Annotated in this window: 19 protein-coding genes; 10 read left to right on the plus strand and 9 right to left on the minus strand. The window is 60.5% G+C overall.

The window, feature by feature from the left end; translation table 11 throughout:
* Positions 1-222: 222 nt before the first annotated feature.
* The 3 genes from AD669_RS19420 (at position 223) to xopAW (ending at position 2,880) form a co-directional block, all read left to right on the plus strand.
* Positions 223-972 (plus strand): response regulator, encoded by a 750-nt coding sequence (locus AD669_RS19420; RefSeq protein ID WP_053122719.1) that lies wholly within the window; start codon positions 223-225, stop codon positions 970-972.
* Positions 972-2,021, plus strand: coding sequence for a HAMP domain-containing sensor histidine kinase (locus tag AD669_RS19425; protein ID WP_053122721.1), 1,050 nt, complete (start codon positions 972-974; stop codon positions 2,019-2,021). The genes AD669_RS19420 and AD669_RS19425 overlap by 1 nt, the downstream gene beginning before the upstream one ends.
* A 232-nt stretch (positions 2,022-2,253) precedes the next feature.
* Positions 2,254-2,880, plus strand: a complete 627-nt coding sequence (xopAW, locus tag AD669_RS19430; RefSeq protein WP_053122722.1) for an EF-hand domain-containing protein — start codon at positions 2,254-2,256, stop codon at positions 2,878-2,880.
* Positions 2,881-3,540: 660 nt separating this feature from the next.
* Here the strand turns inward: xopAW and AD669_RS19440 are convergent.
* The 4 genes from AD669_RS19440 to AD669_RS19455 form a co-directional block, all read right to left on the minus strand.
* Complete coding sequence (locus tag AD669_RS19440) at positions 3,541-4,593, minus strand: AI-2E family transporter (RefSeq protein WP_053122726.1); 1,053 nt, start codon at positions 4,591-4,593, stop codon at positions 3,541-3,543.
* Between the two features lie 69 nt (positions 4,594-4,662).
* Positions 4,663-5,469, minus strand: a complete 807-nt coding sequence (locus AD669_RS19445) for a DUF4892 domain-containing protein (RefSeq protein ID WP_053122728.1) — start codon at positions 5,467-5,469, stop codon at positions 4,663-4,665.
* A 115-nt stretch (positions 5,470-5,584) separates the two neighbouring features.
* Positions 5,585-6,439 carry an alpha/beta hydrolase gene (locus AD669_RS19450; protein WP_053122730.1) on the minus strand — a complete coding sequence of 285 codons (855 nt, stop codon included), beginning with the start codon at positions 6,437-6,439 and terminating at the stop codon, positions 5,585-5,587.
* On the minus strand, positions 6,436-7,242 hold the full coding sequence (locus AD669_RS19455; protein ID WP_053122732.1) for an alpha/beta fold hydrolase: 807 nt from the start codon (positions 7,240-7,242) through the stop codon (positions 6,436-6,438). The genes AD669_RS19450 and AD669_RS19455 overlap by 4 nt, the downstream gene beginning before the upstream one ends.
* A gap of 210 nt (positions 7,243-7,452) precedes the next feature.
* Between AD669_RS19455 and AD669_RS19460 the strand changes: the two genes are divergently transcribed.
* Entirely contained in the window at positions 7,453-10,461 is a 3,009-nt protein-coding gene (locus AD669_RS19460; protein ID WP_053122734.1) for an RHS repeat-associated core domain-containing protein, read from the plus strand.
* 1 nt (position 10,462) lies between these two features.
* Here the strand turns inward: AD669_RS19460 and AD669_RS19465 are convergent, their stop codons facing one another.
* The 5 genes from AD669_RS19465 to AD669_RS19485 form a co-directional block, all read right to left on the minus strand.
* On the minus strand, positions 10,463-10,906 hold the full coding sequence (locus AD669_RS19465) for a hotdog fold thioesterase (protein ID WP_053122736.1): 444 nt from the start codon (positions 10,904-10,906) through the stop codon (positions 10,463-10,465).
* Positions 10,907-10,937: 31 nt separating this feature from the next.
* A complete protein-coding gene (locus tag AD669_RS19470) occupies positions 10,938-12,593 on the minus strand; it encodes an AMP-binding protein (RefSeq protein ID WP_053122738.1) in 1,656 nt (551 codons plus the stop codon).
* 166 nt (positions 12,594-12,759) lie between these two features.
* Complete coding sequence (gene sixA / locus AD669_RS19475; protein WP_053122740.1) at positions 12,760-13,212, minus strand: phosphohistidine phosphatase SixA; 453 nt, start codon at positions 13,210-13,212, stop codon at positions 12,760-12,762.
* The gene (locus AD669_RS19480; protein WP_008087808.1) at positions 13,209-13,556 is read right to left on the minus strand and encodes a DUF4389 domain-containing protein; all 348 of its coding nucleotides are present in this window, start codon (positions 13,554-13,556) and stop codon (positions 13,209-13,211) included. The genes sixA and AD669_RS19480 overlap by 4 nt, the downstream gene beginning before the upstream one ends.
* A gap of 21 nt (positions 13,557-13,577) precedes the next feature.
* The gene (locus AD669_RS19485; protein WP_053122743.1) at positions 13,578-14,603 is read right to left on the minus strand and encodes an NAD(P)H-dependent glycerol-3-phosphate dehydrogenase; all 1,026 of its coding nucleotides are present in this window, start codon (positions 14,601-14,603) and stop codon (positions 13,578-13,580) included.
* A 196-nt stretch (positions 14,604-14,799) separates the two neighbouring features.
* Here AD669_RS19485 and AD669_RS19490 point away from each other — a divergent pair, with 196 nt between their 5' ends.
* From AD669_RS19490 to AD669_RS19515, 6 genes are all read left to right on the plus strand, one after another.
* The gene (locus tag AD669_RS19490) at positions 14,800-16,923 is read left to right on the plus strand and encodes a TonB-dependent siderophore receptor (RefSeq protein ID WP_053122744.1); all 2,124 of its coding nucleotides are present in this window, start codon (positions 14,800-14,802) and stop codon (positions 16,921-16,923) included.
* Between the two features lies 1 nt (position 16,924).
* The gene (locus AD669_RS19495; protein ID WP_053122746.1) at positions 16,925-17,854 is read left to right on the plus strand and encodes an ABC transporter substrate-binding protein; all 930 of its coding nucleotides are present in this window, start codon (positions 16,925-16,927) and stop codon (positions 17,852-17,854) included.
* Complete coding sequence (locus AD669_RS19500; protein ID WP_053122748.1) at positions 17,854-19,758, plus strand: response regulator; 1,905 nt, start codon at positions 17,854-17,856, stop codon at positions 19,756-19,758. The genes AD669_RS19495 and AD669_RS19500 overlap by 1 nt, the downstream gene beginning before the upstream one ends.
* Before the next feature lie 247 nt (positions 19,759-20,005).
* On the plus strand, positions 20,006-20,521 hold the full coding sequence (fabA, locus tag AD669_RS19505) for a 3-hydroxyacyl-[acyl-carrier-protein] dehydratase FabA (RefSeq protein ID WP_003172830.1): 516 nt from the start codon (positions 20,006-20,008) through the stop codon (positions 20,519-20,521).
* Between the two features lie 11 nt (positions 20,522-20,532).
* Positions 20,533-21,753, plus strand: coding sequence for a beta-ketoacyl-ACP synthase I (gene fabB, locus AD669_RS19510; RefSeq protein ID WP_053122750.1), 1,221 nt, complete (start codon positions 20,533-20,535; stop codon positions 21,751-21,753).
* Between the two features lie 485 nt (positions 21,754-22,238).
* Positions 22,239-22,427, plus strand: a complete 189-nt coding sequence (locus AD669_RS19515) for a hypothetical protein (RefSeq protein ID WP_053122752.1) — start codon at positions 22,239-22,241, stop codon at positions 22,425-22,427.
* Positions 22,428-22,451: the final 24 nt, after the last annotated feature.

Genomic DNA, 22,451 nt, shown 5'->3' on the forward strand with positions numbered 1-22,451 from the left:
GTAAATCGTCGCGCCAACCGTGATCAGCATAGCGCTCGCTGCTATTGTGTCGACTCCGATACACAGCCGACACGCCAGCAACAAGCACCCGCGCTAGCCTCGCCAGCCGCAACACGTCCTTACATCAGCACTTCCCGCCTCACGGCCGGACGCCTATGCTGAAACCACTACCTCGCAGCCCATCTTTGTGGTTGGCGGCCTACCTGGCAGACGAACAGCCTCATGCACAACACCCAAATGACCGCGACTGATGAGCCCAAAGACGACAAACGCTGGAGCATTCGCGCGCTGATCGTCGACGACGATGTGCCGATCCGCGAGCTGATGATCGACTACCTTGCGCGTTTCAATATCCACGCCAGCGGTGTGACCGATGGCGCGGCGATGCGTTTGGCGATGCAGGCCGAACATTTCGACGTGGTGGTGCTCGACCTGATGCTGCCCGGCGAAGACGGTTTGTCGCTGTGCCGCTGGCTGCGCAGCGAATCGGACATCCCGATCCTGATGCTCACCGCGCGCTGCGAGCCGACCGACCGCATCATCGGCCTCGAACTCGGCGCTGATGACTACATGGCCAAGCCGTTCGAACCGCGCGAACTGGTGGCGCGCATTCAGACGATTCTGCGCCGCGTGCGCGACGACCGTACCGAACAGCGTGCGAATATTCGCTTCGACAACTGGCGCCTGAACAGCGTCCTGCGCCAGTTGATCGCCGATGACGGCCTCGTGGTGCCGCTGTCCAACGCCGAATTCCGCTTGCTCTGGGTGTTTATCGAACGCCCGCGCCGGGTGCTCAGCCGCGAACAACTGCTCGATGCCGCGCGCGGTCGCTCGATCGAAGCGTTCGACCGCAGCATCGATTTGCTGGTGTCACGCTTGCGACAGAAACTCGGCGACGATCCGAAAGCCCCGCAGTTGATCAAAACCGTGCGCGGTGAGGGTTACCTGTTCGACGCGCGGGACATCGGCTGATGCGAGCGCGCTTCGACACGCTGTTCGGCCGCCTGTTTGGCATGCTGTTCGTGGCGATCGTCCTGGCGCACTTGCTGGCGTTTGCCTGGTTCCACCACTACGGCCCGCCTCCTCCGCCGCCACCGCCGGAATTTTCCGAGGGCGTCGACGGCCCGCGTCCGCCGATGGATCCGCGCTTCGAACCGCGTCCACCGCGCCCATGGTTTGGCGGGCCGTTGGTGCCGCTGACGTTTCAGTTCATTTCGCTGATGATCGCCGCATGGTACGGCGCCAAACTGCTGACCCGACCGATCCAGCGCCTGAGCGACGCCGCCGAACGCCTCAGCGAAAACCTCGACAGCCCGCCGCTCGACGAATCAGGCCCGAAAGAAGCCCGGCAAGCGGCGCACACCTTCAACCTGATGCAACAGCGCATCCGCGAACAGGTGCAGCAACGCGCGCGCATGCTCGGCGCCGTTTCCCACGACCTGCGCACGCCGCTGTCACGCCTGAAACTGCGCCTGGAAAACATCAGCGATGAAAAGCTGCAAGGCCAGATGCGTCAGGATCTCGACGACATGATCGGCATGCTCGACGCCACCCTCACCTACCTGCACGAACAGCGCACCAGCGAAGCCCTGCAACTGATGGACGTGCAGGCGCTGGTCGAATCGTTGTGCGAAAACGCCCAGGATCAGGGCGCCGACGTGCAGGTCAGCGGCCATTGCGCGCCGCTGCCCGTGCAACCGATGGCGCTGCGCTCATGCCTTAACAACCTGATGGACAACGCGCTGCGCTATGCCGGGCAGGCGCGGATCGAACTGGAGGATCAGCGTGAACAACTGCTGATTCGCGTGATCGACCACGGCCCGGGCATCGCCGCCGACAAACGTGAAGCGGTGTTTGAGCCGTTCTACCGACTGGAAGGCTCACGCAACCGCAACTCCGGCGGCGTCGGCCTCGGCATGACCATCGCCCGCGAAGCCGCGCAGCGTCTGGGCGGACAGCTGAATCTGGAAGAAACCCCGGGCGGCGGCCTCACCGCCATCATCCGCCTGCCCCGCCCCTGAAACCACCATCATCCCCTTGTAGGAGTGAGCCTGCTCGCGAAAGCGGCGTGTCAGCCAGCAATGATTTGACTGACCCACTGCATTCGCGAGCAAGCCCGCTCCCAAAGGGTTTAGTGATGTTCTTTTGATCTGTGTACCACCCGGTACAAATCGCACATACCCCCGACAACTTGCGCCCCGACGCTGCATAAGCCGGTACACCCACCGGTTTTCATTCCAGGGAGTGAGTCCAATGATCGGTAGCGTCAGCAACTACACGAGCTATACCAGCACCAGCAACACCACACGGAACGCCCGCAGTCAGGAACTGCAAAAAGAACTGTTCGCCAAACTCGACAGCAACGGCGACGGCACCATCAACAGCGACGAGCTCAGCAGCGGCCTGACCAGCGTCGGCAGCTCCGCCGACAGCAGCGAAATCTTCTCCGCCCTGGACAAAAACAAGGACGGCACCGTCAGCCAGGACGAACTCACCGCCAGCCTGACGCCACCCCCGCCACCGCCACCGCCACAAATGAACAGCGACGAACTGTTCAGCCAACTCGATGCCGATGGCGACGGCAGTGTCACCGCCACCGAACTGAGCAGCGCGTTGCAAACCAGCGACAGCACCTCAACGAGCAACACCGACACCAGCGCCGCCCTGCTCCAAGCACTCGATAGCGACAGCAGTGGCGGCGTAAGCAGTGATGAACTGAAAGCCGCTTTACAGGCTGGACGCGAACGCCCGGATGAAGAACAGACGGCTTCGACTCAAAGCACGACAGAAGCGCTGAATCGCATGATTGCCAATTTGAGCAAGCAGTACTCGCTCGATAACGCGGCGCCGGTCGGCAAGTATTTGAACGTGGCGACTTGAGCCTGCGACGCAATCTACAGCGGAAAATCAAAAACCCCTCACCCTAGCCCTCTCCCAGAGGGAGAGGGGACTGACCGCGTGGATTCGGAGAGATACGCCGACGAGGGATACCGAGTTGAACTCGAGTTTGAAGAGCTGAATCAAGAGCCCCTCACCCTAGCCCTCTCCCGGAGGGAGAGGGGACTGATCGAGTGGTTTGGTAGAAGTACGCCGACGTGGGATACCGAGTTGAACTCAAGTTTTGAAAAGCCCACCAATCGGCCCCCTCTCCCTCGGGAGAGGGCTGGGGTGAGGGGCGAAATCAACGAAAATCAAAAGATCGCAGCCTTCGGCAGCTCCTACACAGGATGAGCGCAAGCTCGACAAGCTTTTGATTTTGATCTCGGAGCCCGTCGGTAGGCTGAGTGGAGGGATTGATCCGGGGTGGGAGCGCAGCGACCGTTTGGCGCAGCCAAACACATCGAGAGGAGGTGCAGCGAAGCAAACCGTAGGCGATGAACCCCGGATCAATCCCGGAGCGAAGGAACCCGAGCCTTAGCGAGGGCCGGACGTCAGGGCAAAGCCTTTTGGGTTACCTTTTCGGCGTTTGGAAAAGGTGACTCGCCGTAAGGGCGAAACCATAATCAGCCACACCCGCAGCAACGGATATGCCCAAACAACTCAGCGCCGATCCTCAACCCGCCCCTGACTCTTACTCCAATCCGTCAACAAACTGTAAGCCACCGCCAACAACGTAGGCCCAATAAACAACCCGATAAACCCAAACGCAATCAACCCGCCAAACACCCCAAGCAACACAATCACCAACGGCAAATTCCCCCCGCGGCTGATCAAATACGGCTTGAGCACGTTATCCACGCCACTGATGACAAACGTCCCCCAAATCCCGAGAAACACCGCCATCCCATACTCACCCTTCCACGCCAGCCAGGCCGTCGCCGGCACCCAAACCAGCGGCGGCCCCATCGGAATCAGACTGAGCAGGAACGTCACAATCCCCAGCACCAGCGCCCCCGGTACCCCGGCAATCAAAAACCCGATCAACGCCAGAACCGCCTGCGCCGCTGCCGTGCCGATCACCCCGTTGACCACCCGCTGCACCGTACCGGCCACCAGCTCGATGTAATACCCGGCGCGATCACCAATCAACCGCTCCAGCAAACCATGAACAAACGCCGCCAGTCGCGGCCCGTCACGGTAGAAAAAGAACACAAACACAATACTCAGCGTCAGCTCAAGAATGCCGCCCCCGATCTGCGCACTGCGCGCCAGCAACCAGTTACCGACCTGCCCCAGATAAGGCTTGATCGACACCATCAGCGCCGCGCCCTGCTGATCGATACTGTCCCAGATGCCGACCAGACGCTCGCCCACCAACGGCACAGTCCCCAGCCACACCGGCGCTTCCGGCAAACCGTCGACCTGCACGTCCTTGATGAAACCCGTGGCATCGCGCACATGATCCGCCAGGTTGAACCCCAGCCAAACCAGCGGCGCCGCCACCAGCAACATCCAGCCCAGCGTCAAAATGGCTGCCGCCAGCGATTCCCGGCCATTGAGCCAGCGGGTCAGCAGGCGCATCAACGGCCAACTGGCGAATGCCAGCACTGCGCCCCAGAACAGCGCCGACCAGAATGGCGCCATCACCCACAGGCTGGCGCCAAACAACACCAGCAGGAGGATCTGCACCAGCAGGCGATCGTTATTGAGCATGTAAGATTCCGAAAAAGTCAGTCAGGCCAAGAGTAGGCGAACACGCCGCGCGCGCTCGCCCGATACAGCTTATCGCAACAGATCGATGCGCAGGCCAACGCCGTCGACGCTGCCGGTCTCCATGCGCGCCGCACGTACGCCCTGATTGATCAACGCCTGACGCCACGCCTCGGCCTTGGGCCCGGACACCGTCACGCGTAACGTCGTGTCGAGATTCAAGCCACGGGAAATCAGCCGCAGCCAAGCGTCATCCGGAGCATCCACGCGGTTCGGGAAATCCAGCTCACCGGTGCTTTTCAATTGACGCAACAAGGTCGCCGAGGTCGGCAGCAGCTCGCCCAGCGGCGCCGCTGCTTCGAACTGTTCAACGTGCAGATAGGCTTTGCGATTGCCGCGAGTGATGCTGTACAGCGCCACCAGCGTGTTGTCGCGCGGAGCTGCCAGCCTCAACAGCAAGTACGCCTGCTGTTCATCAGCGCCATAAAGCTTGGAGTTGCCGAACACCTCGTTGGCCCACAGGCTGCTCTCGCCACAATCACGCGCCTGACACCAGAACAGCAACTCGGCGTCCTGCTTTTGCAGGGCTTCGCGAGCAGCGGTGAAGGCTTCCGTGGCGGAATGTTCGGGTGGCAACTCATAGGTCACCGCCGTGGTTTGGCCTCGGGCGGTGACCTGGCCGTCAAAGCGCAACTGGCCGCTGATCTTGCGGATCGAGCCCATCGGGTAGATGCGCTCCAGCTCCACCGGAGGGCGATAGTCGACAATCTGCGCATCGGCCAGGCGCGGCACGATCTGCAGATCCTGACTGCCGGGCACATCGGCGGCGAATGAAAAGGTACTGAAACAGCACAGCGCCAACAGACTGAGTGACCGCATAGTCAGGCTCATCGGATCGGCATGACTGTGTGATTCGAGGTCGCAGCGGTATAGAAATCCATCGTGGTTGTCTCCCATTTCAACCCGCCCAGCCTCGACAGTTGCCCGCAGCAAGTCAAGGAATGGCGAAGAACCGATTGAAACAGTCTGCGACAAGGTCGGCACCGGCCTCATCGTTCAGGTGCAAATGGTGGCCACCCGGCAGCTGTTCCCGGCTAAAGGGTAGACGTTCCAGCAGCTCCGGATGTTTCGCCAGCATGCCGTCGGCCGCGACGACCAGTTGCGCCGGGCAACTGATGCGCGCGACAAAAGCCATCGCCTGTTCCTGGGTCAGGCGCAACGGCGACGGCAAGGTCAGGCGATTATCGGTGCGCCAGGTGTAACCGCCCGGCACCGGCATCAAACCGCGCTGGGCCAAGAGTTCGGCCGCCTCACGACTGACCGCAACCAACCCTTTCATCCGTGCCTCGATCGCACGGTCGAGGGTGTTGTAGACCGGTTTGCGCTTCTCACGCAGATCCAGTTGCGCTTGCAGGGCCATGCCCATGCGCTCGGCGGCATTTTCGCCTTTGTCTGTAGGAGGAATCACGCCGTCGATCAGCGCCAGATGGGTGATGCGTTCCGGCAACGAACCCGCCAGCACCAGCGAAGCAATAGCGCCCATCGAATGCCCGAGCAGACCGAAACGCTTCCAGCCCAGTTGCTCGGCGACTTGCAGCACGTCATGGGCGTAGTCCCACAGGGCGTAACCGGCGCCGTTCGGACGATGCCCGGAATGGCCGTGCCCGGCCATGTCCAGTGCAATGATGCGCAAGCCTTTGAGCTTCGGTGCCAGCCGCGCGAAGCTATTGGCGTTGTCGAGCCAGCCATGCAGGGCGATCACCGGCAGACCGTCCTCGGGGCCGAACAAATGCGCCGCCAGTTCGATATGTGGCAGGCTCAGGCGCACTTCTTCGAAAGTCGGGCTCATGCGCAATCCTTGTCCTGACGGTTTTCCCAGCGCGTGAACAGAGTCTTCAGCAGCCGCGCGGTGTCCTGCGGGCGCTCAAGGGGAAACATGTGGCCGCCGGGCATGCTCAGTGCCTCGCCCTGCGCCAGCCGCGACACAAAACGCGTGTGATGGCGCATGACCACGCGACTTTTGTGCCCGCGCACCACCGCCAGGGGTACCTGCAATTGCCCGGTGCGACCGGGGCTGGTATGCGGCACGCCGCGGTAGATACTGATCTCAGTGGCGGGGTCGAAGCGCAAGCGCAGCTTGTCGCCGACCTTGTGCAAACCGTGTTGCAGATAAGCGTCGAAACATTCCGGATCAAACCCGCGAAACAGGCTTTTGCCGGCGAAATAACTGCGCGCACTGTCGAGGTCGGCGAACTCTTCGCGGCGGCCCAAGGTGCGACCGGCGGGGGTCAGTTTGTCGATGAAGCCAAAACGCTTGGCCGCACGAATCACCCATTGATCGGTGCGCGTGAGCACCGGCGAATCGAGCATCACCACGCCGCGATACAACTCCGGGCAACGCAGCGCCGCGTGCAGATGCAGCACGCCGCCAAACGAATGGCCAACGCCCCACACCGGTTGATCCTGCTGCTGCAAATGGTGGATCAACTCATCGACGAGGTTGTACCAGTTGTCATCCGCCGGGAAGCGCGGGTCATGGGCATGCTGCTCGAGATGCGCGACCCGGTATTCGGGCGCCAGCGCCGCGAACAACTTGCCATAGGTGCCCGAAGGGAAGCCGTTGGCGTGGGCGAAAAAGATGGGTTGCGACATACCGGTACATCCATGAGCGGGAAACGTGGCGTTGATTGTCCGCAAGACGGCGCGCGACAGCAATGACCGTAACTGCCAGGAATGATGACAGTCGCGCCACGGCTATGGCGCGCGCCGTTGTGGCACTTGTCAACTGTCAGTTCTGTCAGTTGACAGGCGCCCTGCTCAGGCCGATAAAAACCTATCCCCTTTGTCTGGTGCTGGCTGCTCATGACTCACGCGAACACGCCGGCCATTCAATCGCGCGATCCGAGGGGGCTGCCCGTGCGCAGCGTGGCCTATCATCACCGCGACGCGAGTGCGGCAATTGAAAGCTACGTCACTCAACAGATTTACGATGCATCAGGACGCGCGCTCCAGAGCCGCGATCCGAGACTGTTCCTCCGACATCAGCTCGATCCTTCGGCCCCGGCGAATCAGAGCAACGTGTTCAGCCTTTCGGGATCGCCGCTGTTAAGTGAAAACACCGACGCTGGCTGGCGCTTGAGCCTGATCGCAGCGGACGGTTTCAGCCTTGAAGGCTGGGATCAGAAACGCAACCACCGACGCACGGGCCTCGATTCGCTGCGCCGCCCGAGCGCGATATTCGAGCACGCAGAGAGCGAGCCTGAACACTGCACGGAGCGTTTCACCTTTGGCGATGAATCGACGGAAATCGTCCATAACCGTCGCGGCCGATTGATTCGGCACGACGATACGGCAGGCACCCTGCTTTTTGCGCAATTCAGTCTGACTGGCCTGCCATTGCAATGCGGTCGTGCCTTCTGCGCTGACCCCGTCTGGGCGGTGAACTGGCCGGAAACGCGCGCCGAGCGCGATCACTTTCTGGAAGGAGACCCCGCAACGACGTTCTGCATCTACAACGCCATGGGGGAACTGATCAGCCAGACCGATGCGCTGGGCAATCGGCAAACACTGTTGCAGGATCGCGTCGGTCAGTTACGCGAAATCCATCTGACGCTGGCAGCCAACCCGCAGAGCCAGACGATAGCCAGCGATATTCAGTACAACGCCGAAGGCCATCTGGAACATCAACGTGCAGGGAACGGTGTGGTGTCTCGAGCACGGTTCGGCGCTGACGACGGTCGCCTGCAGCATCTGCTCAGTCAGACAAATGATGGCCAGACGGTGCAGGATCTGACGTACGAATATGACGCGAGCGGTAACATCACCCGCATCGCCGATCACGCAGCGCCCGCTCACTTTCACCGCAACCAGCGCACCGAAGCGATCTGTCGCTATCGCTACGACAGTCTCTCGCGCTTGATTGAGGCCAGTGGCCGGCAGATCCGTAACGCCACTGGCGGCCCACAGTTACCGGAGTTTTCCTCGCCTGCCGATCCGGCACAACTGGAAAACTACACGCGTACCTACACCTACGATTGCGCCGGTAATTTACTGCGCATGGAACACCGCGCCGCCAGCGGCAACCGCACCGAACGCACCGCCGTCGCCCACTCCAGCAATCGTAGCCTGGCGGAAAAACCTGACGGCCAGTTGCCGGATGAAGGCGAAATTGCTGCGAGGTACGACGCCAGCGGCAATCGCCTGCTTTTGCAGCATGGACACGATCTGCAATGGGATCGGCGTAATGAATTACGGCAGGTTAGCCAGATCGTCCGTGCCGATGAGCCAGATGACATCGAGTTCTATGTGTATGACGGTGGTGGCCAGCGTCAGCGCAAAATCAGTCAGCGTTTCACCGGCACGCTGACGCGCGATAGTGAAACCCGTTACTTGCCCGGTCTGGAGATTCGCACTGAGCCAGACCAGATTGTCCACGTCATCTCGATCAAGGCCGCACGCGCCACCCTCCAGGTGTTGCATTGGGCGAAAGGCCTGCCGGCGGGCATGGTGCAGGATCAGCAACGCTACAGCTTCAGCGATCACCTGAATTCCAGCACCGTGGAGCTGGACGCACAGGCACAACTGATTTCGCGGGAGGACTATTACCCCTACGGAGAAACCTGTTGGTGGGCCGGGCGCAGTCAGGTCCAAGCCAGTTACAAAACCCTGCGCTATTCGGGCAAAGAGCGTGACGCCACGGGTTTGTATTACTACGGTTTTCGTTACTACGCGCCATGGCTGCAGCGCTGGCTCAATGCTGATCCGCTGGGCACTGCGGACGGCCTGAATCTGTTTGCCATGGTGCATGGCAATCCGGTCGGCAATGTCGATTTTCAGGGGCTGGTCACGGTGAAAGAAGGCGCCAGCGCGGCGCTCGCCACGTTTGCCCGAGATGGCGCGAGCGCACTGGCCGGCGGTTCGGTGAAATATTTTGCCGCCGCAGGATTGGAGCAATGGGCCTCTGGCGATACGGACTCGCCCCCGGATGCCGGTGTCAATCTGGGATTGACCATCGCAGGCGCGATTGTCGGTGCCGCTGCCGGAGGATCGATGGGATTGGGAGCTGGTAGCCGGATTGCCAGCAGCCGTAATTACAGTCGCACGACACAAAAAATCATGGCTGGCGTGTTGGGTCTGACGGGCGCCGCACTGGGAGCCGCCGCCCCCGTTTATGCCTATCTCGCCAACCGTGAAGCGTTGAACGTCACGGCCATCAGTCTGCTAGCCAGCGCCCCCGGGAATCTGACAAGGGAAGCCGGGCAGCGGATACTGGCCGATGTTGGCCCCAACGTCACGGTTGCACCTTCCGCCATCACCACGGCGGTGCGCACCGTTGCTTATGGCGGCCTGCTGTTTAGCTCTGGCCTCGTCCGAACAGAGTTATCCGCCGGCGTGGGCGTGGTTGCCGGGGCTGTCGTCGAAGGTCTCGATGGCGTGTCCATCGCCACGATTAACGCCTTTCGAGGTGGCGCATATCAAAGTCCGGAAAATAACCAGCTCTCCATACCGAAGTTCGGGGAGATGTTATACGGCGTCACGACACGCACGGCCGGGTCTACTTTGACCGCCTCGCTCGCATTGGGCACGGCCTCCGCTACAGCAGCCATCGACGATATCAACCTGAGAAACGCCGCGGTCACCAGCCTGGCAACGCCCAGCGAAGCCCGCACCTACCTTGGGCAACATGTAGAGCTGGGCGCTTACGAGTTACTCCAAATAGCCGGGGACGCGGACTTCGTTCTGGATCGATTCACGCCTCCCAACAGAGAGTGGAGAAATGCCACACCTGATAGTTATCATCCGGAGACACCGCATGCGGTTGACCTGCCCATGCGATCCTTTGGCTCTCGGCGAAGCCAATCCAGCCATTGAGTCACTGCGCAGGCGGCGTCTGCCCCAACGGCACCACCGCCATGGTCAGCCGCGACACACAACTGGCTTTACCCTCATCGCTGGTCAGACGGATATCCCAGACATGCGTGGTGCGGCCGATGTGGATCGGCTTGGCCACTGCCGTCACCCGACCGCTGCGCAAACCGCGCAAATGGTTGGCGTTGATCTCAAGCCCCACGCAATAAAACTTGCTGGCATCGATGCACAGATAACTGGCCATCGAACCGACGCTTTCCGCCAGCACCACCGATGCGCCGCCGTGCAGCAAACCGTACGGCTGATGGGTGCGATGGTCGATGACCATGCTCGCGGTCAGCGACTCTTCGTCGAAAGATTCAAAGCGAATGTCCAGCACTTCGCCGATGGTGTTTTTCTGGATCGCGTTCAACTGCTCGATGTTCGGAGTGGTACGCCACAAGCTCATCGCAGACTTCCTTTGTTGTTTTAGTCGTCGCTCAATCCTGCCACAGCACCGCCTCGCTACGCTCGCTCCATTCTTCAAAGCGCGCGCCGTAAGTGTCTTCGATGACGTTGCGTTTGATCTTCAAGGTCGGCGTGAGAAAACCGTTTTCCACCGCCCAACTGTCCTTGACCACCACCAGCCGGCGCAGGCGTTCGTGCTTGTCGAGCGCGGCGTTGACCTCTTCGAGGAGTTTTTCCAGGCTGGAATGCAGACTCGCCCGCCCCTCCTCCTGATTGACCGTCGACAGCACGCACAAGCCCAGCGGCGCACTCAAACCATCGCCGACCACACAGACCTGTTCGATCCGCGAATGCACTGCCAGGCGATTTTCGATCGGCGCCGGGGCGACGTATTTGCCCTTGCTGGTTTTGAAGATTTCCTTCAGCCGCCCGGTCAGACGCAAGCGCCCTTCGGCATCCTGTTCGCCCTTGTCGCCGGTGCGCAGGAAGCCATCCTCGGTGAGCGTTTCAGCGGTTTTCTGGGGATCCTTGAAATAGCCGAGCATGGTCGCCTGACTGCGCACCAGCACTTCGCCGGTTTCATCGATGCGCACCTCGACATCCGGGCACGGTTTGCCGATCCAGCCCTGTTTGTATTGCCCCGGCAGGCAGATGTGCGAATAACCGCAACTCTCGGTCATGCCATAAACCTCGAGTACATCGAGGCCGAGTTTCTGATACCAGGTGAGCAAGGTCTGCGGCACCGGCGCCGCGCCGGACAACGCCACGCGCAAGGCATCCAGCCCCAGCCCCGCGAGCACTTTGTGGCCGACGCGTTTGCCAATGAACGGCAGACCGAGGAGGAAATCCAGACGCTTCGCCGGGATCTTGCTGTACACGCCCATCTGGAACTTCGTCCAGATACGCGGCACGCCAAACATCGCGGTGGGCCGTGCGCGCTGCAGGTCGGTAATGAAGGTGTCGAGGCTTTCGGCGAAGAACACGGTTTGCCCGGTGTAGATTGAGGCCAGTTCCACAAACATCCGTTCGGCAACATGACACAGCGGCAGGTACGACAGCAGCCGATCGTTCTCGTTGAGCCCGAACAGCTGCGTACCGCGCGTCGTGGCGAAACCGAGATTGGCAAAACTGTGCATCACGCCTTTGGGCAGGCCGGTGGTGCCGGAGGTATAGATGATCGTCGCCAGTTGCTCGGCGGCGGGACGCGGATCGTCCTGAATCGGTGAACTGCGCTGCAGGTCAGCCCAACTGAAATCGAAGTCGCCCGGTGGATGCAGCGGCAGGCTGATGGTCGGCAAATCATCCGGCACGCCTTTGGACATGCTCGACCAGTCATCGAGTTTGCCGATAAACGCCAGCACGCTTTCCGAGTGATTGAGCACCTGCGCGACGGAATCGGCGGTGAGATTGGGATAGAGCGGCACCGAGACATGCCCGGCCATCCAGATCGCGAGGTCGGCGATGATCCAGTGCGCGCAGTTTTTCGAGATCAGGGCGATGTGGCTGCCTTGCGGCAATTCGCGAGCACGCAGCCAATGCGCGGCGCAACGGGCCTGATGGCCGACGTCGGCCCAGCTCAGGGTCTCGACTTGCCCGCCACCGATGGGCTGCACGAGAAAGCGCTGGCGCGGGTGCCGGGCTTCTCGTTCGTAGAACACGTCCAGCGGCAAACGGAAGGCGGCAGACATGCGACTCGCTCCTGTTTTTAGGTCTGGAGCAAGCGTAGTCAACCAAGCAAGTGCTTGGTTGGATTTTTTACCAAAAGAAACAAGATCAAAAGATCGCAGCCTTCGGCAGCTCCTACAGGGAAATGCATTCCAATGTAGGAGCTGCCGAAGGCTGCGATCTTTGCTTTTAAGGATGTTTGAGACTGTTAAGGGTCATCGAGCCAATCAGCAACTCAGGGCTTTCCAGCTCGGCCAACCCGGCAGTGCTGACCTTCTCCGGCGGATACCCAGCGCCATGCTGCAAATAGCTGAGCAGATTGCCCACCAACGGATTGTGGCTGACCAACAGCACATTGCTCACCGAGACCAATTGATCGGTGACCTTGTCCGGATCAACCTCCGGCGTCAGCCATTCAACCGTGCGAATCTCCGGCTCAAAACCCAGCGCCTCGCGCACAATCTGCGCGGTCTGCTGCGCACGCAAATAAGGGCTGGCGTAGATCGCTGTAAGCGGCTGGCCGATCAAATGGGCGGCGCTGCTCAAGGCTTCTTTGCGACCGTGGTCGGTCAGTTCCCGCTCGGAATCGGGGCACGAGCCGTAAGGCACCGCTTCACCGTGACGCAATACCCAGAGTTTCATAGTTTGGGTTCCTCATCTCGAACCGGATGCGGTGCCGGCGCGACGGCGTGCGGCGCTTCACCTTCCGGGGTACGCGGCGTTGGCCAGTCGGCGAACGGCCACGGTTTCTGGTCGCTGTGGAAACTGCCGAAACGGCCGATCTGCGCCAGAAACTGGCTCAGGCTGTCGCCGAAATTCATCAGGCTGGCGCTCGGCGCGCCATAGATCAAACGATAGATCAGTTGCACCAGCACCACCGCGCCGAGGATGAACTGCGCCACTTGCCAGACCAGTACGTAAACGATCATCCACAGCACACGCAGGAGGATGGATTCGTACTTGGCTTCGGTTTTCGGATCGTTCATGGCTTGCTACTCCCGGCTCACTCAGTTGAAACCGCTGGTGGAAATAAAGTCGACGTCGGTTTTCGGCTCGGCGCGCATCAGTAGACCGATGACCTGCTCCAGCGTGCGTCCTTCGAACAGGATCGCGTGCAGCCCGGCGACCAGCGGCATGTACACGCCGACTTCCTGCGACTTGGCCTTGAGCACTTTCAGTGTATTTACGCCTTCGGCGACTTCACCGAGGCGCGACACCGCTTCATCAAGGCTCAGACCCTGACCGAGGGCGAAACCGACCTGATAGTTGCGGCTCTTCGGCGACGAACAGGTGACGATCAAATCGCCGACACCGGCCAGGCCGAGGAAGGTCATCGGATTCGCGCCCTGATTCACCGCAAACCGGGTCATCTCCGCGAGGGCACGGGTGATCAGCATGCTTTTGGTGTTCTCACCCATCTCCAGCGCCACCGCCATGCCGGCGATGATTGCGTAGACGTTTTTCAACGCCCCGCCCAACTCGACACCAAAACGGTCGGCGCTCGCATAAACGCGGAAGGTGCGGCCGTGCAGCGCGGCTTGCACGGCTTTGCACAGATCTTCGTCTTCACTGGCGACCACCGTGGCGGTCAGCGCGTGCTCGGCGATCTCGCGTGCCAGGTTCGGCCCGGACAGCACGCCGATGCGCGCTTGCGGGGCGATCTCTTCGAGAATCTGACTCATCAGTTTGAAGGTCTGCGCTTCGATGCCTTTGGTCAGGCTGACCAGCATCTTGCCGCTGAGGCGCTCGGCGTGGGCAGCGAGCACCGTGCGCAGCGCGCTGGACGGCAGCGCGACAAAGCACAAATCACAGGCGTCGAGCGTGGCTTGCAGGTCGGTGACCGCAGTCACGCCCGGCAGAATCTTGATGCCTTTGAGGTAACGCGGGTTTTCGCGATTGACCCGGATGGCTTCAGCCTGTTCGGAGTCACGCATCCATTGCAGGACTTGATGGCCGTTCTCGGCCAGTAAATTGGCCACGGCGGTACCAAAACTTCCGCCTCCCAGGACCGCAATCGGGCGCTGTTCAGTCATATGCAATCCGTTAATCCATACCAGTGGCGATGGCGGCATTATACGGGGCGACCCGGTCGCGGCCAGCCCCCGCAACAATTACCGACACTTGTAGGAAGAAGACCAATAAAACCTAGGAAAATGCCCGCAACGTGACTGGAAAAGTCGCTGTCCTCGGTTAACATGCGCGCCAATTCTTTGCTTTCAAGGCTGTGTCGTGTCCGTCGGTTCCCCTCCTCCGCGTTCGTCACTGTTGCTGGCGCTGTTATTCAGCCCGGTGGTGCTGGCAGACGACCTGTTTATCGACAGCGAAGCGCTGCCACAGGTGCTGACCGCCACGCGTTTGAAGCAGACGCCGGCGGAAGTGCCGGGAAGCATGACCGTACTCGACAGTGAATTGATCAACGCCAGCGGCGCCCGCGACATCAGCGAACTGCTGCGGCTGGTGCCGGGAATGATGGTCGGCAACATCAGCGGCAATCAGGCGGCGGTCAATTACCACGGCACCAACGCCACCGAAGCGCGGCGCATGCAAGTGCTGATCGACGGCCGTTCGGTGTACCGCGCCGGTTTGGCCACGGTCGACTGGAGCGATATTCCGGTGGCCATGGAAGACATCGAGCGCATCGAAGTCTTTCGCGGCCCGAACACCGTCAGCTACGGCGCCAACGCGCTGATGGCGGTGGTCAACATCATCACCCGTCACCCGGCGGACAGCCACGGCACGCGACTGAAAATCACCCGTGGCCAGCGCGGCATCAATGATTTCTATGCCAGTCAGGGCAACGGTTGGAATGGCGGCGATCTGCGCCTGTCGCTGTCCGGTCAGGAAGATGACGGTTTCGACAGCGACCGCCGTGGCGACGACTATCGCGACAGCCGCCGCTTGAACCGCTTCAGCCTCGCGGTCAGCCACACCCTCAGCGATAACCAGAGCCTCGACTGGCAGGTCAACGCAAAGGACGGCACCAACCAGCGGCCCTACACCTACCACCCGGTGTTCTCGGGGATTACCGCCGCCGGGAACAATTCCGACGTGGTGGCGAAGGATTACGCTGGTTCGGTGCGCTGGAATCTCGACATCAATCCCGAGCACAGCCTTTATGTACAAGCTTCGGCGCAACACTGGGATCGTCAGCAAACGTGGCGCGCCTGTGATGCCGAAGTGTCGTTCAGCCCTGAGTTGACGCAACTGTGGCAGCTCAACCCGAATTACACCGAACGCCTGGCGCGCAACATCACCCAGTTCACCGGCCCCGGTGCCGCGCCCGGTACGCCGCAGGAAATGGCCCTGGCCAACCAAGTGCTGGATCAATGGCGCAACGGTGCCAGCCGAACCCTGTGCGGTGACATCGACCAGAGCGCCCGCGAATCGCGCTACGACCTCGAATTGCAGGACACCCTCAGCCTGTCCGACAGCCTGCGTCTGGTCAGCGGCATGAACTATCGTTACGACCGCGCCAACTCCGAAACCTATTTCAACGGCACACTGGACGACACCACCTGGCGCGCGTTCGGCCAACTGGAATGGCGCGCGACAGAACACTGGTTGTTGCAGGGCGGCGCGATGTTCGAGGACACGCAACTGATCGGCAGTTCGCTGACCCCGCGCTTTGCGATCAACTACCTGATCAATCCGCGCCACAGCCTGCGCGCGGTGTACTCGGAAGCGATCCGCTCGCCGGACATGTTCGAAAACAACGTCAACTGGAGCTATCAGGTGAGCAACCTGCGGCCCTCGGCCTACGGCCAGTCTTCGGCGCGCTATTTCGTCAAGACCCGTGGCCCGGGCGATCTCGATCAGGAACACATGCGCTCGCGAGAGCTGGGCTACAACGGCTATTTCGCCGAGCTCGGTCTGGCCGTCGACGTGAAACTGTTCTACGACGAAATCACCGGGATGATCAGCGAGCCGTTGCGCAACAATCAGTACATCGCCAGCAACGCCAACAGCTCACGTTTTCGCGGCACTGAAACCCAGCTCGACTGGCGCGTGAGCCGGGCCGATCGCCTGCGCTTCACCTATGCCTTCGTCGATGCCGAGGCGAGTAATCCACTGGATCAGCAATTCACTTCGCGCAACAGCGGTTCCGCCGGCTGGCTGCGCGACTGGGGCCACGGCTGGAACAGCGCCCTCTTCTATTACGGCGACAACGCCCTCAACGGCTACCGCTTCGAACGGATCGACACGCGCATCGCCAAACGCATCGCGCTGGGCAAGGCGCAGTTGCAACTGGCCGGCGTGCTGCAACAGCGCCTCGACCATGAGCCGACCACTTTCGTTGACAACAACTACGACGAGCGCCGAGTCATGTACTTCAGCGCCGAGTTGGAGTTCTAGGATGGGATTGGGCACGTCACGGAAGACGCCAACCCTGGGCCACTGGCTGGCCGGGCTCTGCCTGTTTTTGACCGCGTGGCTGCACGGCGTCGGGGTGCAGGCCGCCGACATTCTGTTGACCGGCACCGAAGAAAGCCCCGGTGTGCAGGCGTTCGTCGAAGCGCTGAGCGAATTGCGCCCGACCGATAACGTGCGTTTTCAGCCACTGGCAAGCCTGCCGGCACCGGGCAAATTACCGTCCAGCCTGCGGCTTATCTTGCTTGACCTGCCCGCGCTGGATTGGCGCCTGCAAGATGCCCAAGGCCCGGCGACGCTGGTGCTGCGCATCAGCCGTCTGCAAGCGCGGCAACGTTTTGGCACAGCGCAACCACCGCACCTGAGCCTGTTGTGGAGCGATCCGCCGCTGGCTCGACAGTTGCAATTGATCCGACGGATTCTGCCGCAGGCCAAGCGGGTCGGCGTGCTGTTCGATGAGCACAGCGAATTCCTCCTCAAGGAATTGAACATGGTTGCCGAGCCGCTGAATCTGCAGATCTTCAGCCAGCGCTGGGACAACACCAACGACAGTCGCCCGTTACAAATAGTCCTGAAAAACAGCGACGTGCTGCTCGGCCTCGACGACCCTGACCTGTACAACCCGAAAACCGCGAAGAACCTGCTGCTCAGCAGCTACGCGCGGCACGTTGCGCTAATCGGACCGAATGCTGCCTTCGTACGCGCCGGCAGCCTGGCCAGCAGTTACAGCGACCAGAGCGACTGGCTGGCGATTCTGGATGATTTGCTCGACCAGCCCACCACGCGCTGGCCGCGAACGCTCTATCCCGAACGTTTTAAAGTCTCAAGTAATGCGCAGGTGGCGCGTTCCTTAGGGATCGAACCGTTGAATGAAGCGTCTGTCGCCAGAACGCTGGCTGAAGGAGAACGCCACTGATGAGTTTCCGTCGCCGTTGGGACATCAACACCCGCACTCAACTGATCAGCCTGGGCCCGGCGCTGTTGCTGACCTTGTTGTTGATCAGCTTCTTCACCTTTGTGCGCATTCAGGATTTGCGGCAAGAGCTGACTCACACCGGTCAGCTGATCGCCAACCAACTGGCGCCCGCTACCGAATACGGGGTGATTTCCGGCAACAATGAAGTGTTGGAAAGTCTGCTCAGGGCCACGCTGGCCACGCCGAATGTGCGTTTCCTTGAGGTGCAGGACAGCGCCAACCGGATTCTGGTGTACGTCGAGCAACCGGCGGCGTCCCACAGCCAACCGCATCAGGTCGAGGTGTTTCAGGCGCCGGTGCGATTGCAACGGATCGCTCTGCACAATGATTTTTTCCAGGACACCAAAGCCAATAACGCGGCGGCCGGCGAGGATTATCTGGGGCGGGTGATTGTCGGTCTGTCCAACGATGCTTTTAATCAGCGTCAGCAGGAAATTCTGCTCAAGGCCGGAATTCTCGCGCTGTTTGCCCTGCTCTTCACCTTCGTATTGGCGCGGCGTCTGGCCGGCAGTCTGTCGCAGCCGATCCGCGACATCGGCAATGCGGTCAAGGCGATTCAGGAGGGCGAGTACAAAACTCCGCTGCCGATTGTCGATGACACCGAACTCGGCGCGCTCTCGCAGCACATCAATAACCTTGCCCAAGCACTGGAACAGGCCAGCCGCGAACAGCATCAGGCGATGGCGCAATTGATCCAGACCCGCGAGGAAGCGGAGAAGGCCAACAACGCCAAATCCGACTTTCTGGCGATGATGAGCCATGAACTGCGCACGCCCATGAACGGCGTACTCGGCATGCTGCAACTGCTGGAAACCACTGAGATGACCGAAGAGCAGGTCGAGTACGCCGCCCTCGCCTCCGAGTCCACCGAACACTTGCTGAAAGTCATTAACGATATTCTCGATTTCTCGCGGATCGAACGCTCAGAGCTGGAGCTGGAACATATTCCGTTCAACCTTGCCGAGCTGATCAGTGCCTGCGCGCAGTCGTTCCAGCACAGCGCGGTACAACGGGGTCTGGCGCTGAATCTGCGGGTTCCCGAGGACATGCGCGGCTTGCAGGTACAGGGCGATCCGACGCGGATCCGGCAGATTCTGGTCAACCTGGTCGGCAATGCGCTGAAGTTCACCGAACAGGGCCGGGTCAGCATCGAGGCGCAGTGGCAGTCGCTGGATCACGAATTGCTGTGGTTCACCTGCTCGGTGCGCGACAGCGGCATCGGTATTTCGTCGGAGAGTCTGGAGCTGATGTTCAACGCGTTCCAGCAGGCGGACAGTTCGATTTCACGGCGTTACGGCGGTACCGGCCTCGGTTTGCCGATTGCCCGAACGCTGGCCGAGCGCATGGGCGGCACATTGCGCGCGCAAAGCGAGGAAGGCCGCGGCTCGGTGTTCACCCTGGAGATTCCGCTGGCGCTGTCGAAGCAGGCGTTGCCGCAATTGACCGCGCCGCGCACGCTGAATGGCGACGGCCACGGTGAAGGGCGCAATGTGCTGCTGGTCGAGGACAACCCGGTCAATCAAACGGTGATTGAAGCGATGCTGCGCAGTCTGGGCTTTACTGTCAGCGTGGCCACCGACGGCGCGCAAGCGGTGCGCAGTGCCGAAGAAAATGATTTCGAAGTGATTCTGATGGATTGCCGCTTGCCGATTATCGACGGCTACGAGGCGACTCGGCAGATTCGCTGTCTGCCCGGGCGCACCGACGTGCCGATCATCGCGCTGACTGCCAACGCTTTGCAGGGCGACCGCGAAACCTGCCTGCAGGCGGGTATGAACGATTATCTGGCGAAGCCGTTCAAACGTAATGATCTGCAGCAGATTCTGCAGCGCTGGGTGTCGTAGAGTGGGCCTTTCGACCATCTGCGACTGGCGTGAAAAGCGAAAGTGCGGCAGTCTTAGGCACCCGAACGAGCCTCAAAAGGGGCTTGATTAAAAATTTCAGTGCACAAGTGTACATTCATGTCCTTGGTGCTGTGACTTTCACCACAACGCAATAGTCTATGAGTAGGCTGCCGGTTCGAGGCATGAACGCTTCGAACGGTCGGGAAGATTTGCCCCACCTGCCGCATGGGATTATTGAGGAGCTCGCATGACCAAACAAAACGCCTTTACTCGGGAAGATCTGCTGCGCTGCAGTCGCGGTGAGCTGTTCGGCCCAGGTAACGCGCAACTGCCCGCCCCGAACATGCTGATGGTGGATCGCATCACCCATATCAGTGAAGAGGGTGGCAAGTACGGCAAAGGTGAATTGGTCGCCGAACTGGATATCAACCCTGACCTGTGGTTCTTCGCGTGCCACTTCGAAGGTGATCCGGTGATGCCGGGCTGCCTGGGTCTGGATGCCATGTGGCAACTGGTCGGCTTCTTCCTGGGCTGGCAAGGCCTGCCGGGCCGTGGCCGTGCGCTGGGTTCGGGCGAAGTGAAATTCTTCGGTCAGGTACTGCCGACCGCCAAGAAAGTCACTTACAACATTCAAATCAAGCGCGTCCTCAAGGGCAAGCTGAACCTGGCTATTGCCGACGGTTCGGTGTCTGTTGACGGTCGCGAAATCTACACCGCCGAAGGCCTTCGCGTCGGCGTGTTCACCTCCACTGACAACTTCTAAGGGTTATTCGCATGCGCCGCGTCGTTATCACTGGTCTGGGCATTGTTTCGTGCCTGGGCAATGACAAAGAGACCGTCTCCGCTAACCTGCGTGCAAGCCGCCCTGGCATCCGGTTCAACCCGGAATATGCCGAAATGGGTCTGCGTAGCCAGGTTTCCGGCTCCATCGACCTCAACCTTGAAGAGCTGATCGATCGCAAGATCTATCGCTTCGTCGGCCACGCAGCGGCTTACGCCTACCTGGCCATGAAAGACGCCATTGCTGACTCCGGCCTGACCGAAGAGCAAGTGTCCAACCCGCGTACCGGCCTCGTTGCTGGCTCCGGTGGTGCTTCCACGCTGAACCAGATGGAAGCGCTGGACATCCTGCGCGAGAAAGGCGTGAAGCGCGTTGGCCCATACCGTGTAACGCGGACCATGAGCAGCACCGTTTCCGCTTGCCTGGCCACGCCATTCAAGATCAAGGGCCTGAACTACTCCATCGCTTCTGCCTGCGCCACCAGTGCTCACTGCATCGGTACCGCCATGGAACAGATCCAGATGGGCAAGCAGGACATCGTCTTCGCCGGTGGCGGTGAAGAAGAGCACTGGAGCCAGTCGTTCCTGTTCGACGCCATGGGCGCTCTGTCCAGCAAGCGTAACGACACTCCGGAACTGGCTTCCCGTGCCTACGACAAAGACCGTGACGGTTTCGTCATCGCTGGCGGTGGCGGCATGGTCGTGGTTGAAGAGCTGGAACACGCTCTGGCCCGTGGCGCGAAAATCTACGCCGAAATCGTTGGCTACGGCGCGACGTCCGACGGCTACGACATGGTTGCCCCGAGCGGCGAAGGCGCGATCCGCTGCATGCAGATGGCAATGTCCACCGTTGATACCCCGATCGACTACCTGAACACCCACGGCACTTCGACTCCGGTCGGCGACGTTGCGGAAATGAAAGGTGTGCGTGAAGTGTTCGGCGACAAGGCACCTGCGATCAGCTCGACCAAGAGCCTGTCCGGTCACTCCCTGGGCGCTGCCGGCGTTCACGAAGCGATCTACTGCATGCTGATGATGGAAGGCAACTTCATTGCCGGCTCCGCCAACATCGACGAGCTGGATCCTGAAGTGGCCGATCTGCCGGTGCTGACCAAGACCCGCGAGAACGCCACCATCAACACCGTGATGAGCAACAGCTTCGGCTTCGGCGGCACCAACGCCACGCTGGTACTGAAGCGCTGGGAAGGCAAGTAATTCCCCGAGCTTGAGCCACACATAAAAACGCCCCGACTGGTTCGGGGCGTTTTTTTTCGTCTGAAGAAAACTCTTGGCCCAACACAAATCCCCCCATGTAGGAGCTGCCGAAGGCTGCGATCTTTTGATCTGATCGTTCCCACGCTCTGCGTGGGAATGCTGCCCGTGACGCTCCGCGTCACTGGACGCAGAGCGTCCCAAGAGGCATTCCCACGCAGAGCGTGGGAACGATCAACGATCAACGATCAACGATCGCAGCCTTCGGCAGCTCCTACACAGGGTTGCGTGCGTCTGGAAATGAAACTTCTGTCATGAAACTTTACCCCCTGCGACCGAATGTCGCGGTTTACGGGGGCTGCAGCACTGTTGCAAAAACCGCAACAACACATTGCACAAATCAGCCGTTTACTTAGCAAGCTAACAAAACATATAAAAGAGTCCTGCACACGCCTTGCTGCAGATAAACCAGAGATTGGAGCTAGCAGATGACTGTAAAAGTAACTGAACGCGACGATTCACACATGTCCCATGAAGGCGTAGCCGCGGGTATACGGATCTGGGATGTGCATCAACAAGACTTGCTGGTCGGCATGTTCCACAACGAGATCGATGCCCACAACTACAAGGCCGAACTGGAAGTGCAAGAACAGCAACGGGATCTACGATTCGCCTGATTCACCACTCTTCAGGGTTGCAGC

Origin of the sequence: Pseudomonas sp. P1.31 (assembly GCF_001269815.1) — a bacterium.
Taxonomy (GTDB): domain Bacteria; phylum Pseudomonadota; class Gammaproteobacteria; order Pseudomonadales; family Pseudomonadaceae; genus Aquipseudomonas; species Aquipseudomonas rustica.

What these genes read in the sequence shown, in the direction of transcription:
- AD669_RS19420 (WP_053122719.1), top strand. Translation starts at nt 223, where the DNA reads ATGCACAACACCCAAATGACCGCGACTGATGAGCCCAAAGACGACAAA.
- AD669_RS19425 (WP_053122721.1), top strand. Translation starts at nt 972, where the DNA reads ATGCGAGCGCGCTTCGACACGCTGTTCGGCCGCCTGTTTGGCATGCTG.
- xopAW (WP_053122722.1), top strand. Translation starts at nt 2,254, where the DNA reads ATGATCGGTAGCGTCAGCAACTACACGAGCTATACCAGCACCAGCAAC.
- AD669_RS19440 (WP_053122726.1), bottom strand. Translation starts at nt 4,593, where the DNA reads ATGCTCAATAACGATCGCCTGCTGGTGCAGATCCTCCTGCTGGTGTTG.
- AD669_RS19445 (WP_053122728.1), bottom strand. Translation starts at nt 5,469, where the DNA reads ATGCGGTCACTCAGTCTGTTGGCGCTGTGCTGTTTCAGTACCTTTTCA.
- AD669_RS19450 (WP_053122730.1), bottom strand. Translation starts at nt 6,439, where the DNA reads ATGAGCCCGACTTTCGAAGAAGTGCGCCTGAGCCTGCCACATATCGAA.
- AD669_RS19455 (WP_053122732.1), bottom strand. Translation starts at nt 7,242, where the DNA reads ATGTCGCAACCCATCTTTTTCGCCCACGCCAACGGCTTCCCTTCGGGC.
- AD669_RS19460 (WP_053122734.1), top strand. Translation starts at nt 7,453, where the DNA reads ATGACTCACGCGAACACGCCGGCCATTCAATCGCGCGATCCGAGGGGG.
- AD669_RS19465 (WP_053122736.1), bottom strand. Translation starts at nt 10,906, where the DNA reads ATGAGCTTGTGGCGTACCACTCCGAACATCGAGCAGTTGAACGCGATC.
- AD669_RS19470 (WP_053122738.1), bottom strand. Translation starts at nt 12,593, where the DNA reads ATGTCTGCCGCCTTCCGTTTGCCGCTGGACGTGTTCTACGAACGAGAA.
- sixA (WP_053122740.1), bottom strand. Translation starts at nt 13,212, where the DNA reads ATGAAACTCTGGGTATTGCGTCACGGTGAAGCGGTGCCTTACGGCTCG.
- AD669_RS19480 (WP_008087808.1), bottom strand. Translation starts at nt 13,556, where the DNA reads ATGAACGATCCGAAAACCGAAGCCAAGTACGAATCCATCCTCCTGCGT.
- AD669_RS19485 (WP_053122743.1), bottom strand. Translation starts at nt 14,603, where the DNA reads ATGACTGAACAGCGCCCGATTGCGGTCCTGGGAGGCGGAAGTTTTGGT.
- AD669_RS19495 (WP_053122746.1), top strand. Translation starts at nt 16,925, where the DNA reads ATGGGATTGGGCACGTCACGGAAGACGCCAACCCTGGGCCACTGGCTG.
- AD669_RS19500 (WP_053122748.1), top strand. Translation starts at nt 17,854, where the DNA reads ATGAGTTTCCGTCGCCGTTGGGACATCAACACCCGCACTCAACTGATC.
- fabA (WP_003172830.1), top strand. Translation starts at nt 20,006, where the DNA reads ATGACCAAACAAAACGCCTTTACTCGGGAAGATCTGCTGCGCTGCAGT.
- fabB (WP_053122750.1), top strand. Translation starts at nt 20,533, where the DNA reads ATGCGCCGCGTCGTTATCACTGGTCTGGGCATTGTTTCGTGCCTGGGC.
- AD669_RS19515 (WP_053122752.1), top strand. Translation starts at nt 22,239, where the DNA reads ATGACTGTAAAAGTAACTGAACGCGACGATTCACACATGTCCCATGAA.